Source organism: Marinobacter sp. G11 (genome assembly GCF_021282325.1).
GTDB lineage: Bacteria > Pseudomonadota > Gammaproteobacteria > Pseudomonadales > Oleiphilaceae > Marinobacter > Marinobacter vinifirmus.
This window is the reverse complement of sequence record NZ_JAJSPB010000013.1, coordinates 1-13,614: the sequence shown is the minus strand read 5'-3', so window position 1 is coordinate 13,614 and position 13,614 is coordinate 1. Positions and strand designations below refer to the sequence as shown.

General features: G+C 57.0%; 23 protein-coding genes and 1 pseudogene. 5 read left to right on the top strand and 19 right to left on the bottom strand.

What is annotated here, in order from left to right; translation table 11 throughout:
* Positions 1-9: 9 nt before the first annotated feature.
* The 4 genes from LWH94_RS10065 to dusA all read right to left on the bottom strand — a co-directional run bounded on the left by LWH94_RS10065 (position 10) and on the right by dusA (position 4,069).
* Complete coding sequence (locus tag LWH94_RS10065) at positions 10-783, bottom strand: glycerophosphodiester phosphodiesterase (RefSeq protein WP_232902127.1); 774 nt, start codon at positions 781-783, stop codon at positions 10-12.
* Entirely contained in the window at positions 780-1,907 is a 1,128-nt protein-coding gene (locus LWH94_RS10060; protein ID WP_058340135.1) for a hypothetical protein, read from the bottom strand. Before LWH94_RS10060 ends, LWH94_RS10065 begins: the two co-directional genes overlap by 4 nt.
* A 21-nt stretch (positions 1,908-1,928) precedes the next feature.
* Positions 1,929-2,897 carry a transaldolase gene (gene tal / locus LWH94_RS10055; protein ID WP_058340134.1) on the bottom strand — a complete coding sequence of 323 codons (969 nt, stop codon included), beginning with the start codon at positions 2,895-2,897 and terminating at the stop codon, positions 1,929-1,931.
* A gap of 119 nt (positions 2,898-3,016) precedes the next feature.
* Positions 3,017-4,069, bottom strand: coding sequence for a tRNA dihydrouridine(20/20a) synthase DusA (gene dusA / locus LWH94_RS10050; RefSeq protein ID WP_269802552.1), 1,053 nt, complete (start codon positions 4,067-4,069; stop codon positions 3,017-3,019).
* Between the two features lie 94 nt (positions 4,070-4,163).
* Between dusA and LWH94_RS10045 the strand changes: the two genes are divergently transcribed.
* From LWH94_RS10045 to LWH94_RS10035, 3 genes are all read left to right on the top strand, one after another.
* Complete coding sequence (locus LWH94_RS10045; protein ID WP_232902125.1) at positions 4,164-5,237, top strand: site-specific integrase; 1,074 nt, start codon at positions 4,164-4,166, stop codon at positions 5,235-5,237.
* Positions 5,238-5,361: 124 nt separating this feature from the next.
* Positions 5,362-5,565 (top strand): hypothetical protein, encoded by a 204-nt coding sequence (locus LWH94_RS10040; protein WP_232902124.1) that lies wholly within the window; start codon positions 5,362-5,364, stop codon positions 5,563-5,565.
* Between the two features lie 47 nt (positions 5,566-5,612).
* Positions 5,613-6,521: an SDH family Clp fold serine proteinase gene (locus tag LWH94_RS10035; RefSeq protein ID WP_232902123.1), complete on the top strand. Its 909-nt coding sequence runs from the start codon at positions 5,613-5,615 to the stop codon at positions 6,519-6,521.
* A 303-nt stretch (positions 6,522-6,824) separates the two neighbouring features.
* Here the strand turns inward: LWH94_RS10035 and LWH94_RS10030 are convergent, their stop codons facing one another.
* The 13 genes from LWH94_RS10030 to LWH94_RS09970 form a co-directional block, all read right to left on the bottom strand.
* Positions 6,825-7,145 (bottom strand): hypothetical protein, encoded by a 321-nt coding sequence (locus LWH94_RS10030; RefSeq protein WP_232902122.1) that lies wholly within the window; start codon positions 7,143-7,145, stop codon positions 6,825-6,827.
* Positions 7,142-7,420 carry a hypothetical protein gene (locus LWH94_RS10025; protein ID WP_232902121.1) on the bottom strand — a complete coding sequence of 93 codons (279 nt, stop codon included), beginning with the start codon at positions 7,418-7,420 and terminating at the stop codon, positions 7,142-7,144. Before LWH94_RS10025 ends, LWH94_RS10030 begins: the two co-directional genes overlap by 4 nt.
* Positions 7,417-7,782, bottom strand: a complete 366-nt coding sequence (locus LWH94_RS10020) for a hypothetical protein (protein WP_232902120.1) — start codon at positions 7,780-7,782, stop codon at positions 7,417-7,419. Before LWH94_RS10020 ends, LWH94_RS10025 begins: the two co-directional genes overlap by 4 nt.
* A 59-nt stretch (positions 7,783-7,841) precedes the next feature.
* Positions 7,842-8,696 carry a DUF2303 family protein gene (locus LWH94_RS10015; RefSeq protein WP_232902119.1) on the bottom strand — a complete coding sequence of 285 codons (855 nt, stop codon included), beginning with the start codon at positions 8,694-8,696 and terminating at the stop codon, positions 7,842-7,844.
* Between the two features lie 5 nt (positions 8,697-8,701).
* Positions 8,702-9,076 carry a hypothetical protein gene (locus LWH94_RS10010; protein WP_232902118.1) on the bottom strand — a complete coding sequence of 125 codons (375 nt, stop codon included), beginning with the start codon at positions 9,074-9,076 and terminating at the stop codon, positions 8,702-8,704.
* A gap of 34 nt (positions 9,077-9,110) precedes the next feature.
* Positions 9,111-9,500 carry a DUF7673 family protein gene (locus LWH94_RS10005; protein ID WP_232902117.1) on the bottom strand — a complete coding sequence of 130 codons (390 nt, stop codon included), beginning with the start codon at positions 9,498-9,500 and terminating at the stop codon, positions 9,111-9,113.
* A gap of 10 nt (positions 9,501-9,510) precedes the next feature.
* On the bottom strand, positions 9,511-9,705 hold the full coding sequence (locus LWH94_RS10000; protein WP_232902116.1) for a hypothetical protein: 195 nt from the start codon (positions 9,703-9,705) through the stop codon (positions 9,511-9,513).
* Positions 9,695-9,979 (bottom strand): hypothetical protein, encoded by a 285-nt coding sequence (locus tag LWH94_RS09995; RefSeq protein ID WP_232902115.1) that lies wholly within the window; start codon positions 9,977-9,979, stop codon positions 9,695-9,697. The genes LWH94_RS10000 and LWH94_RS09995 overlap by 11 nt, the downstream gene beginning before the upstream one ends.
* Positions 9,976-10,191, bottom strand: coding sequence for a hypothetical protein (locus LWH94_RS09990; RefSeq protein WP_232902114.1), 216 nt, complete (start codon positions 10,189-10,191; stop codon positions 9,976-9,978). Before LWH94_RS09990 ends, LWH94_RS09995 begins: the two co-directional genes overlap by 4 nt.
* Before the next feature lie 23 nt (positions 10,192-10,214).
* Complete coding sequence (locus LWH94_RS09985) at positions 10,215-10,478, bottom strand: pyocin activator PrtN family protein (RefSeq protein ID WP_232902113.1); 264 nt, start codon at positions 10,476-10,478, stop codon at positions 10,215-10,217.
* Positions 10,475-10,753 (bottom strand): phage antirepressor KilAC domain-containing protein, encoded by a 279-nt coding sequence (locus tag LWH94_RS09980; RefSeq protein ID WP_138436544.1) that lies wholly within the window; start codon positions 10,751-10,753, stop codon positions 10,475-10,477. The genes LWH94_RS09985 and LWH94_RS09980 overlap by 4 nt, the downstream gene beginning before the upstream one ends.
* A complete protein-coding gene (locus tag LWH94_RS09975; RefSeq protein WP_232902112.1) occupies positions 10,750-11,178 on the bottom strand; it encodes a response regulator transcription factor in 429 nt (142 codons plus the stop codon). The genes LWH94_RS09980 and LWH94_RS09975 overlap by 4 nt, the downstream gene beginning before the upstream one ends.
* 168 nt (positions 11,179-11,346) lie before the next feature.
* Positions 11,347-11,778 carry a helix-turn-helix domain containing protein gene (locus LWH94_RS09970; RefSeq protein WP_232902111.1) on the bottom strand — a complete coding sequence of 144 codons (432 nt, stop codon included), beginning with the start codon at positions 11,776-11,778 and terminating at the stop codon, positions 11,347-11,349.
* 93 nt (positions 11,779-11,871) lie between these two features.
* Here LWH94_RS09970 and LWH94_RS09965 point away from each other — a divergent pair, with 93 nt between their 5' ends.
* Together LWH94_RS09965 and LWH94_RS09960 are read left to right on the top strand one after the other, a co-directional pair.
* The gene (locus LWH94_RS09965; protein WP_138436541.1) at positions 11,872-12,108 is read left to right on the top strand and encodes a YdaS family helix-turn-helix protein; all 237 of its coding nucleotides are present in this window, start codon (positions 11,872-11,874) and stop codon (positions 12,106-12,108) included.
* Positions 12,109-12,132: 24 nt separating this feature from the next.
* Positions 12,133-12,438: a hypothetical protein gene (locus LWH94_RS09960; RefSeq protein WP_232902110.1), complete on the top strand. Its 306-nt coding sequence runs from the start codon at positions 12,133-12,135 to the stop codon at positions 12,436-12,438.
* Between the two features lie 89 nt (positions 12,439-12,527).
* On the opposite strand, the gene istB is transcribed toward LWH94_RS09960, so the two are convergent.
* Positions 12,528-13,283, bottom strand: a complete 756-nt coding sequence (gene istB, locus LWH94_RS09955) for an IS21-like element ISSpu5 family helper ATPase IstB (protein ID WP_219496319.1) — start codon at positions 13,281-13,283, stop codon at positions 12,528-12,530.
* Positions 13,284-13,294: 11 nt separating this feature from the next.
* Positions 13,295-13,614, bottom strand: a pseudogene (locus LWH94_RS09950) (IS21 family transposase); the annotation flags it as partial.

The following is a 13,614-nucleotide window of genomic DNA, read 5'->3' as shown; positions in this document are numbered from 1 at the left end:
GGGCCTGCCTCAGGCAGGTTCCGGGCTGCTTTCCCTTGCCGGCAGGCTCAGTAACGCCTTGGCCCGGTTATCGAAGAACATTTTGGTACTGGTGGGATAGTCAGAAATAATGCTGTCCACGCCCATTTCTTCCAGCTTCAGCATGTCGTGAATACGGTTTACCGTCCAGGTAGACACGTGCATGTTGCGCTTGTGGGCGGTGTCCACCATCTCCTTGTTCAGGATTTTCCAGTTAACGCAGAAATACTCGCAACCCAGCCGGGTGGCCAGATTCAGGGGCTTGGGAAACTTGCGCTCCGCCACCAGGCCAATGCGGATATTACGGTTTCTCCGGCGGATTTGCCGCAAGAACCACGGGTCTGTGGAGGTGACTGCGCAGGTCTGGTACAGGTTGCGGCGCTGGATAACCTCGGTTAGCCGGTTGCACAGAATGTTCAGGCGCGAACGGCTGTCTTTCTTTACCTCCAGCTGCACGTGTTCCAGGTCGTCAAACTGGTCCAGCAGGGTTTCCAATGCCGGAATCCCGGTTTTGCGGGGCCAGGCGCTGGTGTTGCGCCGGGCGTCCATGTTTTCCAGCTCGGCTGCCGTGTAGTTACCCACGTTGCCTTTCTGGCCGGTGGTGCGGTCTACCGTCAGGTCGTGCACCAGCACGGGAATGCCGTCTTTCGACAGCACAAGGTCCAGCTCGAAATGCCGGATGCCCTGCCGGTATGCATGCACAAAGCCGGGCAGGGTATTTTCGGGGGCCTCACCCTTGGCCCCCCGGTGACCATAAACGATCATTCTGCAGTGTTGTCCTTAAGACGTTGATAAATAGCCTGGCGCTTCTTCCAGGTGTCGTGGCACAGGCGGATATCTTCCAGGTACGCTGGCAGCTCGTTCATCAGCAGGGCCTGGGGGCCGTCTACCAGGGCTTTTTCCGGTTTCGGGTGGAAGTCCACCAGCACCATGTTGGCACCGGCAATCACGCCCTGAGCGGTGGCGTGCATCACATCCAGGATGCCGTCCGGAGCGCGATCACGGCTGCCCACAGAGTGGGACGGGTCTACACACACAGGCATACGGGTCAGGCGTTTTACCGCCGGCACGTGGGCGAAGTCCACCATGTTGCGGTGCGGCTGGCCGGCCTCGGTTTTCATCCCGCGCAGGCAGAAAATCACATTGGCGTTGCCTTCGCTGGCCAGGTATTCCGCCGCGTTCAGGGATTCGTTCAGGGTAATACCGAAGCCGCGCTTCAAAAGAACCGGGTAGGTGGTCTGGCGGCCAATGGCTTTCAACAGCTCGAAGTTCTGGGTATTGCGGGTGCCCACCTGCAGCATCACGCCGGTAGGACGGCCCAGCTTCTCCAGGCAAGTATCGATTTCTTCGATGTGGCTTTCGTGGGTAATCTCCATGGCCACCACCTTGATGCCATGCTTGCCCGCCTTCTCGAACACCCAGGGCAGGCAGCCCTTACCGTGGCCCTGGAAGGAATAGGGGTTGGTGCGGGGCTTGTAGGCGCCCATGCGGGTGCAAACTTCGCCGGCGTCTTCCAGCGCCTGCATCATCTGCTCAACGTGCTCGGGTACATCCACCGCGCACAGGCCGGCAAAGATATTCAGGTTGTTCTGGCTGAACTCCACGCCGTTGTAGGTGAAACCGCTCTGGCGATTGTCATCTTTATGGCGGCCCAGAATCCGGTAGTCATCGGAAATGCGAATGGCCCGCTCAACCGCCGGCAGCGCTTCGATCTCTTCCTTGTCCAGGGTCTTGGTATCGCCCAGCAGGTAGACCTCGGTCAGCCGCTGGCTGGCGCCCTGGATTTCGTGAACGCGAATGCTCACGCCAGGCAGGTTTTCCAGGTAATGCATGGTCTGGCGATAGGCATCGCTGTCCAGCGCCGTATTGGGGTGAAGAATGGCTAGCATGGAACGTCCTCGTCCTTAAAATTACGCGGCCCGGGAAGCCAGCTGGCGCACCCGGTTCTCAAGCTCGATCTGGTCGGCCGCAAAGCGGCGGATGCCGTCGGCCAGTTTCTCGGTGGCCATGGCGTCTTCATTGGATTCCCAGCGGAACAGCTTTTCGTCTACCCAGCCCATCTTCTCGGAGACTGTGGCGGAATCCGGGCTCAGCTTGCGGCTGAGTTCGCCCTGGTCTTCTTTCAGTTCCTGCAGCAGGGCAGGGCTGATGGTCAGCCGGTCACAGCCGGCCAGCATTTCAATCTCGCCGGTATTGCGGAAGCTGGCGCCCATCACCACGGTGTTGAAGCCATGGGCCTTGTAGTAATTATAGATGCGGGTAACCGACTGCACGCCGGGGTCTTCCGCCGCCGGATAGCTGTCGCGGCCAGAACTGGCCAGGTGCCAGTCCAGGATGCGGCCCACAAACGGTGAAATCAGGTGCGCGCCGGCTTGGGCACAGGCAACCGCCTGCACAAACGAGAACAGCAAAGTCAGGTTGCAGCGAATGCCTTCCTTTTCCAGCTGCTCGGCCGCACGGATACCTTCCCAGGTGGAGGCAATCTTGATCAGCACCCGGCTGGTGTCTACGCCTTGCTGGTCGTACAGCTCAATCAGGCCACGGGCCTTCTGCAGGGTAGCGGCAGTGTCGAACGACAGGCGGGCGTCTACCTCGGTGGATACCACGCCGGGAATCAGGTTCAGGATTTCCTTGCCGGCCAGAACGGCCAGCATATCGGTAGCCACCGAGAGCTGGTCTGCCGAGGAACCGCCGTGTTTCGCAGCAATGGCCACGGCTTTATCCAGCATGGGGCGATAGGCGTCAGACGCTGCGGCCTTCAGCAGCAGGGAAGGGTTGGTGGTGGCATCTTCCGGCCGCCATTGGGCAATAGCGTCGATATCGCCGGTGTCGGCTACCACGGTGGTCATGTTTTTCAGTTGGTCTAGCTTGCTGGTCATTCGTCCTGTCGTCCCGGTTGTTCTGTTTTGGTGCAGCATCCAGCTCCCGAATGCTTTGGCAACCCCTACAATAACGGCAGGTTACAACAGGAACAAGACAACAAAAGGTATGCCTGTTATCAGCTTTCCGCTATCGGTTGCGGCTCGCGTACCTTGGCCAGGGCCTGTTCGATCACTTCCAGCCCGGAACCGGGCTTGTTGGCGTTCTCGCTCAGGTGCCGGCGGAACTGCCGCCCGCCGGGCTGGCCCAGGAACAGGCCCATAATGTGGCGGGTAATGTGGGTAAGGTACACGCCCCGGTCCAGCTCCTGCTGAATGAACGGAAACATCGCCCGCAGCGCCTCGTGGCGGCTGGTGACCGCGGCTTGTTCGCCAAAGAATTCAGAATCCACCCCGGCCAGCAGCCAGGGGTTGTGGTATGCCTCGCGGCCCAGCATCACGCCGTCGGTATGGGCCAGGTGCTCGTGGCATTCCTCGAAGGTTTTGATGCCGCCATTGATGATGATTTCCAGGTGCGGATAGGCCTGCTTCAGGCGGTACACCCAGTCGTACTTCAGCGGCGGAATATCGCGGTTTTCCTTCGGGCTCAAGCCCTCAAGAATGGCAATGCGTGCATGCACAATGAAGGTCTTGCAGCCAGCGGCAGCCACCGTCTCGATAAACTCGCACAACTCATCCCAGGACTCGCGGCCGTTAATGCCAATGCGGTGCTTCACCGTAACCGGCAAATCCGTAGCCTCGATCATCGCCGCCACGCCTTCCGCCACTTTATCCGGGTGGCCCATCAGGCAGGCGCCAATCATATTGTTCTGCACCCGATCGCTCGGGCAGCCCACGTTCAGGTTCACCTCATCAAACCCGAACGCCTGCGCCAGCTTCGCACACTGCGCCAGCTCGTTGGCATCACTACCACCCAGCTGCAACGCCAGCGGAAATTCCGACGGATCATGCCGCAGAAACCGCGCCGTATCGCCATGAATCAACGCCCCGGTCGTCACCATCTCGGTATACAACAAAGCCCTGCGGCTAAGAATACGCGCCAGGTACCGAAAATGCGGCGTAGTCCAATCCATCATCGGTGCAACGCTGAACCGCCGAGACAGCTCTACACCAGCATTCCCAACGCTTCCCGCTGAATTTCCTGCCTTTTCTGTGTCACTAATATAGACCATTTATTGCCTGTTTTTACCCGTTTTTGTATTCTTGGTGCTCCAAAAATGCTCCTGAGATCGATTTGGAGCACCGCATCAAGGAGCGTGGAGCACCATGGCTACCATTACTGTCAGAACCCGTGCCGATGGTACCAAATCATACCGGGCTGCTATCCGCCTCAAACGGAAAGGGAAGGTAGTATATCGTGAAAGCCGCACCTTTGACCGTAAGGCTTTGGCGAAGGATTGGGCAAACCGGCGGGAGCTGGAGCTCCAGGAGCCCGGGGCACTGAACAAAGTTCAGCACCGAGGGGTGACCATCGGCGATCTGATCAAGCGCTACCAGGAGGAATTTGGCGCTGGGTTTGGGCGGAGCAAGGCCAGGGATATGGAGCGCCTGCAGGGATATGATCTCGCCGGCCTCGATGCGATAGAGGTTACCAGTCAAGATTTCGTGGCACACGTGATGGATCGGCTGAAAACGGTTAAGCCACAGACTGCCTCAAATGACCTTATCTGGATTCGTGGTGTGTTCAAAACCGCTCGCAGCGCCTGGGGGATTCCGGCTGCAATCGATGCTCTTAATGATGCTGCAGAAACCTGCCGGCGGGAGCGGTTAGTTAGTAAGCCTGATCAACGGGATCGTCGGCCATCCCTGGCTGAACTGGAGAAGCTTCTGGAATATGGAAAAAGCACAGAGGCCCGGAGCGCCATACCAACCACCGAGATCATCCTATTCGCCCTGTTCTCAGCTCGGCGGCAAGACGAGATCACAAGGATTCGCTGGGCGGATCTGGATAAGCGAACCCAGAGCGTGATCGTTCCAGATATGAAGCACCCGAGCCACAAGATGGGTAACAACCGCCGGGTTTACCTGACAGACGAGGCGTGGGCCATCATCCACCGGCAACCTGAAGCGGATGAGCGAATCTTTCCCTATAACTCAAAGTCGGTCAGTGTGCGGTTTACCGAGTGGTGCAAGTTCCTCGGAATCCCTGACCTGCATTTTCATGACCTGCGGCACGAGTGTGTAAGCTGGTTGTTCGAGCGGGGGTGGGATATCCCCAGGGTGGCGGGTGTGAGTGGGCATACCACCTGGTCGTCACTCCAGAGGTACACCCATCTCAGCCAGCACGAGCCGCATGATAAGTATCGAGGTTGGCTTTGGCGGCCACGAATAGTCAAATAATAGTGAAGAATGTACAAAAAATAACACTGGGACCTGTGAACTTTCCTTGTTATCGGCTAGTCTTACCACCCAAACGAACCGTGCAGAATGCATATGGGTTGTTACTGGATAGAGGGAACGCTACATGAGAACCGAGCAAGACTTTCAGCGGATTTATGAAGAGCTGAACTTAACCCCCAGTGAAAAGCAGTTTTATAGTGAAAGCTCTGGTATGGGTTTTGAGATCTGCACAGTTCTCAAGGATGTTGAGGTAAGTTATTCCTCTAGCACCCAATATGTCGATGAGTATGCCGCTCAGAGAAAGCGGGTCGTTCAGCGCGTCAGCTGATTACTCGGAGTTATTAAGGACGTAATATGCCCTCCTGGAGCCAAGTATTGGCGGAGATCCAGCAGCATGGAGCGGATCTCAACAAATATAATCAGAACCATAGCCCGTTAGATGTTGTCCGCAAGAGTTATGTAAGTAGGCTGAGTGAACGAACCGGTCGGAATACAATCTGCTATTACTCTGCATGGCTTCAAAAACCGGGGCTTTCGAAAACCAGCATTACCGATGATGATAAGAATGCTTTTATGGCCGCCGTCCACACTATGGATAGGCGCAAAGGGCTTGATCTAATACTTCATACGCCAGGTGGTGACATCGCGGCAACGGAGTCTCTAGTTTACTATCTTCGTCAAATGTTCGGCTCAAACATCAGGGCTATCATACCCCAGATTGCAATGTCTGCTGGCACGATGATCGCTTGCGCATGTAGCTGGATTGTAATGGGGAAGCAGTCAAACATAGGCCCGATTGATCCGCAGGTATACGGGATGCCGGCTCACGGTGTGATTTCTGAGTTTGACCGAGCAAAAGAGGAAATTCGCAGAGATCCAGCATCTGCAGCAATATGGCAGCCTATTATTGGTAAATACCATCCAACGTTTCTGCAATCTTGTGAGCAAGCTATAGAGCTTTCAAAAAGCCTGGTCGAAGAGTGGTTGCAAACCGGTATGTTCGATGGTGAGAGAGACGCTGCAGCTAAGGCCCAAATCGTAGTGGATGGGCTCAATAACTTTGTCGAAACCAAAACTCATTCTCGGCACATTCATATGGACCGTGCTCGGGAGCTTGGGTTGAAGGTTACTGCGCTTGAAGATGATGATGAGTTGCAGGATCTGGTGCTTACGGTCCATCACTCTTACCAGCATACCTTGGCGAACAGTCCCGTCTTGAAGATAGTGGAAAATAGCCTAGGTCAAGCAATGATCATAAATGCCCCTCAGAACCAGCCAGGTTAAACCTTGTAGGAGCGCAAGGTTATTTGATGTTTGCCCTTCGACTGTAAAAACATTGTCAAATGTGATGCTTCACCCTCTTGCAGATTGAAGAACCCGTTGTAGCTTGATTGCGTGGCCACAGGTTTTTCTATCAATCTCAACGGAGTATAGAGATGCAAATGGATGAGAAGTTGAACAAACGGATACCGTGTGAAGACGCCTTGGTGGCCATAGGCGATATCGCCTCAAGCGGGAGAAAGCTTCAGGAGGTGCTGTCTTCTGGCTTGGTGTCTACAAGAGTGGCAGATGCCTGCGGTGTGTTGTTCACCGAGATTGCAGACCTCGCCGGCGCTGCCGAGCTTCCCACCTCTGATAATGGTACTTGATCTGCCGGTAAACTGTTGCAGCCTCGTGGTTGTGATCCAGCTCCGCCCTAGAGCTGATGCCGCAGGCCTGCAAGATGAAATCCCGGGCGTCTTCCTCTGTATGGGTGCCGTCCGGGATTAACAGGTTGAATTTCGCGGCTCTGCGTCTGTCCAGATACAGCCTGAATTGGCTGTCCTGGCAGAGCAGGGCGGCGTTCTTCGCGAGAAAGCCGCCTTTCTTGTTCGCTTGCTGAGCTTGGCTGGGTTGCGCCTGGTTCACTCCGAAAGCTCCGACAGTTTGTTCAGTGCGTTGCGGCCGGCTTTGGCCAAGGCTTGCCGGTGAGATTTCTTTGCGATGCCCAGGTGGTTCATTTCAGCCAGAATCAGAGCAATTTCGCACAGCGTGGTGCCAGGGTTTTTCTCGGCGCTCAGCTCCATCATGATCCTGCAATCGTCGGCACTGGTGCCGGTGTATCGTTGCATCAGCTCTTTGCGCTTGTTGGAGCGTTCAGCTTTCTCAAAGGCCGCATCTCCCGCTATCTTCTCGTTTCTCATGCTGCGCCCCTTACTGCTTCCATGGTCATAGCTGTGCCCCGGGCCAGAATCAGATTCAGATACGCAATGTACTGATCGGCTTCCTTAAGTCGCCTGCTGAAATCCTGTTCTTGCTCTTTCGGGCTATAAAAATCGTAGTGGTCCAGCTCCATGCGGAGTTCCGCCAGGAGCGGACTATCGCCACTTATAGGGGCGTCAATTGGCCGGACTTCGGCGCTGAAGGTGTTGATGGGGCCGTGCACCTCTGCTCGCGCCTGGGCCAGTCTGCGTGTGGTGATTTCGAGTGACAGCTGGCAGATCTTCAGCGCGCGCTCCCGGATAATCTCGGTCATCAGCTGTTCGGTAAGAATTCGCTTTTCCATGATGTTTACCTGTTCTTACTCATGATTGTTGATTAAAGCGCCCCCGCAGGGGCGATCAGTCAGGCCTGAAATTTCCCAACAAACGTATCCACCAGGTTGCCGTCCAGCGCGTGCTCCAGGTGCTCCCGGAACTCTTTCGCCATTTCCTCCTGGTGGTGCTCCAGGCGAACAATCCGCATAACCAGGCGGGGCTTTTCGCTGGTGATCAGGCTCACCCGCAGGCGGAAGGTGCGCTCCTGCAGGCCGTGGTAAGGCTCGCAGGTGTACTCAACGAAAGCCGGCAGGGTGTCTTTGTTCTGGGCTTCCACTTCCGCCATGGAGCTGCGGCGGCCGCCGAAGGTGCGTTCCTCGCTGGTGCTTTCGGATTTGGCGCCGATGGTGATTCGGCGCACGGCGCCAACGGCGGCGGGCAGGTTCAGCGGTTCGCCGGTGTCGCTGGTTACCTTCAGCTGCGGTGCCCAGTCTTCCAGCCATTCGGCCAGTTCTTTCTGGTCTAGCGCACGGCCGTCTTTGCCCAGCAGTTCCTCAAAGGCGGCGGTTTTGGGCAGGTTCAGCCGGGCGGTGAAGTCCGCGTGGCCGGGATGCTCCACGGTGCCCAGATCAAAAAACACCTTGGCGGTCATGTTTTCCGGGTCCACAAAGCAGGGAACGGTTACGCCTGGCTCTTCACCGTTGGCCTGAACCTCGCCGGCGGTGCGGTTGGTGTACTCGGCGAACTGGTCAATCTGGGTTGTAGTCATGGTGCCGCGATACCGGCGGCGCCAGGGCATAAAGGCTTCAAGATCCTGGATGGTTACATCCTTGTGCACCGGGATGGCTGAGTTAATGGTTAGCTCTTTGATGGTTTCCAGGGTGTTGTTGGCCTGCAGCTGGGCAAACAGCAGATCGGCGTCTGTGGTGTGTTCAAGCTTCATGGGGTTCAGTCCTCAGTCTTCGGGGTGGTTTCAGGCTCACCGGTGCGGGTGAACATCTGGTGCTGGTTCTCCGGGAAAATGCTCAGCCGGCCGCCGGTGTTCACATGCATGGGCGTTTCGGTGGTGTCTTCCTCGGAGATCTTTCCGCGCAGCGTGGGCACGGTGTATTTCAGGGTGTGGCCGATGTTTACCTGGTAGCTTTGGCCGATGCGCTTCAGGTTCAGCTGGATGTCGATGCGGCCTTTGTCGTCGTTGTCGACAACGCCGCCGGCAACTTCGCTGAGCGCGCGGGCCAGCTTTTGGATGAATACACCGCCGTCCAGATCGGCCAGGAAGGTGGAAACGTCTGTATCCCGGTGTGTGGGTACGGGTTTGCTCATGGTGATACTCCTGTTGCTTCTGTTATTGGTGATTTCAGGGCAGCGTGCGGGCTGCTGGTGCTGTGGGTGGAGCAGGGCGCTTTCGGCGCCAGTCGTTGGTGGCGTAGTTCTGGCTGATAAAGCCTTGGCTATTCAGCGTGCTCAGATTGTCTGCCACCTGCTGCATGGCCTCGGCGCTGATGAATTTGTCCAGGCTGGTGCCGGTGGTCATCAGGAAGGTGAACAGCTGCAGGGCCTTGCGCATCAGGGTTGGGTCCAGGTACTGGAAGTCCTGAATGTGCAACGGGTGGTGGTCGCTGTCCCAAAGGGCCAGCAGGAAGTTGCCTGCGTGGCGGGCATCGCTGTTGGCTCCATTGCTGGCCGTGTGGTGCAGCTCAATCAGGGCGCCTTCGATATCGTTGGCGCTGGCTTTGAGTGTGATCATGATGTGGTCCTCAGGGGTTTGGGCTATCCACCACACGCAACCGAGGGCGCAGGCGAGTAACAACAGGTGGCTGATCATTGGCGGCATCCTCCAGGTGGGCGCGGTACCGGAACCCCTCTTGCTTCCACACCAGGCGTTTGCCCTGGGAGTTGGCGAAGCGAATCAGGTCAATAACCCGTGTGCTTTCTGGCAGATCAAGACGCATGGCATTCCTCCTGGCGGTGGGCGTTGAAGTTGCCCTTTTGCAGCGTTCGAATGGTGCGGGATACCCGCTGAATCCGGCTGGCAACCTCGTGTGGCTGGCGTTGTGTGTCCCGCACAATGTGGATGGTTCTCAGCCGAACCAGATCTTGCTCGGAGGCTTGAAAGCGCTCCACGTGATCGTTGATCGCGCGTTGAATGTGGGTGTTCTTGCCGCTCTGCGCTGCCAGCCAGATGGCCTTCCAGCTCAGCAGCTCGATTTCATCGATGGTTCTCATTGCTTCTCCCTGGTGTTGGTTGCTGCCTGGTAGTCGGCGGTGGCCGCGTCCACCAGCTGGCGAACCTCGGCGAGTGTCATTTGTTCCAGCGGTTTGCCGGCGTTCTGTATCCGTTCAGCCAGCAGTTGCTGGTAATGGGAGTTGGTTCCCATCACCTCGTTAGAGAGATCGAACAGCGGCTGCAGCGTGTCGCACAGAGTTCTGATGTTCATCGTCTTGTCCTTTTCGGCCGTGATCAGGCGGCGTTCACCTGGTCCCATTCACGTTTGGCTTTGGTGCGTTGTGTGTCGATGTAGTCGGCCAGATCCTGCGCGCTCACCAGCCATGGGCTTTTCTGTGTGCCGCCCCGGTAGGCGGTTACCGGCAGCTGCCGGCGGGCGGCGCGCTTTTTGGCCATGTCTGGCTGCAGGCCGAAAAACTTCTCGCTGATATCTTCCAGCGGGATTTCGGCGGTACCGAACTCGGCCATCAGGGCGAAAAACGTGGAAATCTGCTTCACGAGGCTTTCTCCATTTCGATCTGCTCTGCGAACTCTTTGCGCAGGAATTCCAGGCCGGCAGGGCTAACCAGTGTTTTGGCGCTGTGCTGCAGGCCGCGAACGGGGTGGTTGAATGCCTTGGTTTCCACCTTGAACAGGCCGCGCTGGGTGTAGCGCCAGTTGGGCAGGCGGTGCTGGTCGATGATGCCCCGGCGCTTCAGTGCCTGGATCATCTTGCGCGGGCCAAGGTTCAGCGTTTTCGCGGCTTCGGCGAGGGTGATGTATTCGGGGATCATGCGGCCTCCCTGTCTCCGGTGCGGAGATCATTAAGGTTGGTTGGCATAACAATGGGGTAGTCGTCTGCATCCCGGCGGCCGGATAGTCGAATCCGTGCAACGCGGGGAGAGCGGAGTGTTACCGGCTGGTCTCCGGTGCCTGGCATGGCGTTGCCGAGAATCAGCAAGCCAATGGCCAGCTGCCGTGCCTTCACCAGCCCGGCCTTCCAGGCGCGGCTGATCAGCAGTTGCCGGTTGGGTGCATCGAACCGGCGCAGAAGGGCGATCACGTGGAATTTAACGGTGCCCAGCGTGATGCCCATCAGCATGCCGATGGCTTCGTTTTCCTTGCCTTCGACGATCCAGACCAGGACTTCGCGCTGACGTGGGGTCAGGGTGCGGCCTGGGTCTTGGATTTCGAATTCTGTGCCTTTGGAAGTGACCATTTGTGATTATTCCGGATCAATTTTGTTGTTATCCTAGTATCGCGTTGATACGCAGTCAACATAGTTGATTCAAAAAATAAACAAAACAGGTCATTTTTTTTGATGGGACGAAAAAAAACCTCTGAGCAAATTGCGCAGAGGTTTCTTTGTTGGTCGCGTTCGGTGCTCTTAGTCTTCTCTGGTTTGCGAGCGGCTGCTCATCATTCCTGAGATGAAGTCTGCGAGGGATGCGGCCATTTGGTCATTGAGTCGGCCGGATTGAGTAGCCTGGGTCAAGACCTTAATCAGTCGTGTGTGTTCGGGTGAGGCGTTGGCGATATTGTCCGAGTCCGCAACTTGAATCTCGTCGGCTGCCGTATCGTCGATCGTTTTCGGGCCCTCACCGAAAGCAAGCCACCAGAACCGATAGCCCGTGAGTTCAGACAGTCCTCTGAGATTGTCAACATTGATGGCGCCCCGCTTCTTCCAGTTAAGGACTGATGTTCTGGAGGAATGGAGTCTGTCAGCGATCTCGTAGGCCTTTAATGGGCCTTCTTCAATCGCTTCGCGGAGCCTTGCGGCGCGGGCATTGTTTGGAGGGTCTAGTGACATGCTATGCATTGTAGTGCTTGACCTCTCGTAGTGTGAGCGCGTAATGTTGATGCAAAGTCAACGCGTTGACTTAAAATCAACATAAGTGTTTCGGGAGTTCTTATGGCTGTTCCAATTGTTAATCAGGTTGCCGATCAGTTGGGTGGTCGACCTGAGCTGGTGAAGCTGCTCGGCTGTGACAGAAGTACTCCGTGTCGCTGGAGCCGGATTCCGGCTCACCATGTTCTAAAAATCGAAGGCGCGATTCGTGAAAAGGGCGGCGACATCGACCGTTACTTCATGCGGCCGGATATTTATGGCCAGCGTCCTCAGTCTACTGAGAGCAAGTCTGTTGCATAACTAATCGGGTGGATGGTGGGTGTTATGAGCGGTAATGATCTTTACGAATTGCTCGGTATCCCTGCTGCTTCTGACGCTGACAAAGTTGAAGTGAGGTTGAATATGAGGTTTCTGCCGACTGTTGAAGCATTAATCCAGCGCATAAAAACGGATGCGTGCCCAGGGCTTGGTGATCTATCCGATCAGTGTTGTGCGTCTCTTGCTGCGCTCGAGGGGATGGTTCAGGAAGTAGATCGGTTGCGTGGCCGGCTAGAACGGGTCCACAACGCGCAGGAGCTTACCGAAGCCTGGGATAAGGCATCCGTTGTGAATGCCTGCGTAAACCGCTGAAGGTTGCCACCCATTCCACGTGAAGCCTGCCACCCGGACCGGAGCAAGGCTGCCACCCATCGGAGCGTAGCGACGCGGGGTTTCTCTTCTTACTCCGAAGTCTCAGTGCCCGTCAACTTTGCCTGCTGTTTTCGCATGGATTCGCCCCGCAGATTGATCTTGTAGGCGTTGTGTACGAGCCGGTCCAGGATGGCATCTGCCAGAGTGGCGTCACCGATGACGCCGTGCCATTCCTCGATGGGTAATTGGCTAGTGGCGATGGTGGAGCGCCGGCCATGTCGGTCTTCCAGCACCTCCAGCAAGTCCCGCCGGTTCTCCGCGCTCAGCTTCATCAGCCCCCAGTCATCCAGGATCAGCACGTCGACCTTGGCCAGGCTGGTCAGGAGCTTTGAGTATTGGCCATCGCCCTTGGCGATGGTCAGCTCTCGTAGCAGCCGGGTCAGGCGGACGTACTGGGCGGTGTACCCCTCCCGGCAGGCTTTGTGTGCCAGAGCACAGGCCAGCCAGGTTTTCCCGACCCCGGTGGGACCGGTGATCAGCGCGTTCAGGTGTTCCTTCACCCACTGGCAGCTGGCTAGGCCCTGGATAAGCCCTTTATCCAGGCCCCGTGAGTTCCGGTAATCAATGTCTTCGAGGATGGCGGCGTGTCGCAGCTTGGCCCGGCGCAGGCGGCTGCTCATGCGTCGGTTGTCCCGTTCCGTCATTTCCCGGTCGACCAGCAGCCCGAGGCGCTCCTCGAAGCTCAGATCGGTGATGTCGGGGGTGGCCGACTGATCCTCTAGGGCGGCGGCCATGCCGGTCAGTTTGAGGGCGTGGAGCTTATCCAGTGTGGGGTGTTTCAGCATGTCAGATTCCTTCAGTGGTAGTAGGCAGGGCCGCGGATGTTGTCGTGTGTGTCGGGTAAGGCCAGGTCTTGTTGCTCTTCCAGGGGCTGCTCATCCAGGCGGTGTTTGAGGATGGATTCGATGCTCTTGTATCGGCAACTGCCCAGCATCAGGGCGCGTTGGCAGGCACGCTCTAATCGTGCCTCGCCGTAACTCTGGCCCAGCCGGAGAATGCCCAGACAGGACCGATAGGCCTGTTGCGGATGCTTTCTTGCCCCCAGCGCGGTACGGATAAGCTTTTCAGTTGCCGGTCCAGTCTTGGCTGCCCAGGCGGTCAGTCGCTCTGGGGTCC

Bases quoted from the DNA above. Each gene is read 5' to 3' on its own strand.
- LWH94_RS10065 (WP_232902127.1), bottom strand. From the start codon at position 783: ATGATCGTTTATGGTCACCGGGGGGCCAAGGGTGAGGCCCCCGAAAAT.
- LWH94_RS10060 (WP_058340135.1), bottom strand. From the start codon at position 1,907: ATGCTAGCCATTCTTCACCCCAATACGGCGCTGGACAGCGATGCCTAT.
- tal (WP_058340134.1), bottom strand. From the start codon at position 2,897: ATGACCAGCAAGCTAGACCAACTGAAAAACATGACCACCGTGGTAGCC.
- dusA (WP_269802552.1), bottom strand. From the start codon at position 4,069: ATGGTCTATATTAGTGACACAGAAAAGGCAGGAAATTCAGCGGGAAGC.
- LWH94_RS10045 (WP_232902125.1), top strand. From the start codon at position 4,164: ATGGCTACCATTACTGTCAGAACCCGTGCCGATGGTACCAAATCATAC.
- LWH94_RS10040 (WP_232902124.1), top strand. From the start codon at position 5,362: ATGAGAACCGAGCAAGACTTTCAGCGGATTTATGAAGAGCTGAACTTA.
- LWH94_RS10025 (WP_232902121.1), bottom strand. From the start codon at position 7,420: ATGAGAAACGAGAAGATAGCGGGAGATGCGGCCTTTGAGAAAGCTGAA.
- LWH94_RS10020 (WP_232902120.1), bottom strand. From the start codon at position 7,782: ATGGAAAAGCGAATTCTTACCGAACAGCTGATGACCGAGATTATCCGG.
- LWH94_RS10015 (WP_232902119.1), bottom strand. From the start codon at position 8,696: ATGAAGCTTGAACACACCACAGACGCCGATCTGCTGTTTGCCCAGCTG.
- LWH94_RS10010 (WP_232902118.1), bottom strand. From the start codon at position 9,076: ATGAGCAAACCCGTACCCACACACCGGGATACAGACGTTTCCACCTTC.
- LWH94_RS10005 (WP_232902117.1), bottom strand. From the start codon at position 9,500: ATGATCACACTCAAAGCCAGCGCCAACGATATCGAAGGCGCCCTGATT.
- LWH94_RS10000 (WP_232902116.1), bottom strand. From the start codon at position 9,705: ATGCGTCTTGATCTGCCAGAAAGCACACGGGTTATTGACCTGATTCGC.
- LWH94_RS09995 (WP_232902115.1), bottom strand. From the start codon at position 9,979: ATGAGAACCATCGATGAAATCGAGCTGCTGAGCTGGAAGGCCATCTGG.
- LWH94_RS09990 (WP_232902114.1), bottom strand. From the start codon at position 10,191: ATGAACATCAGAACTCTGTGCGACACGCTGCAGCCGCTGTTCGATCTC.
- LWH94_RS09980 (WP_138436544.1), bottom strand. From the start codon at position 10,753: ATGATCCCCGAATACATCACCCTCGCCGAAGCCGCGAAAACGCTGAAC.
- LWH94_RS09975 (WP_232902112.1), bottom strand. From the start codon at position 11,178: ATGGTCACTTCCAAAGGCACAGAATTCGAAATCCAAGACCCAGGCCGC.
- LWH94_RS09970 (WP_232902111.1), bottom strand. From the start codon at position 11,778: ATGCATAGCATGTCACTAGACCCTCCAAACAATGCCCGCGCCGCAAGG.
- LWH94_RS09965 (WP_138436541.1), top strand. From the start codon at position 11,872: ATGGCTGTTCCAATTGTTAATCAGGTTGCCGATCAGTTGGGTGGTCGA.
- LWH94_RS09960 (WP_232902110.1), top strand. From the start codon at position 12,133: ATGAGCGGTAATGATCTTTACGAATTGCTCGGTATCCCTGCTGCTTCT.
- istB (WP_219496319.1), bottom strand. From the start codon at position 13,283: ATGCTGAAACACCCCACACTGGATAAGCTCCACGCCCTCAAACTGACC.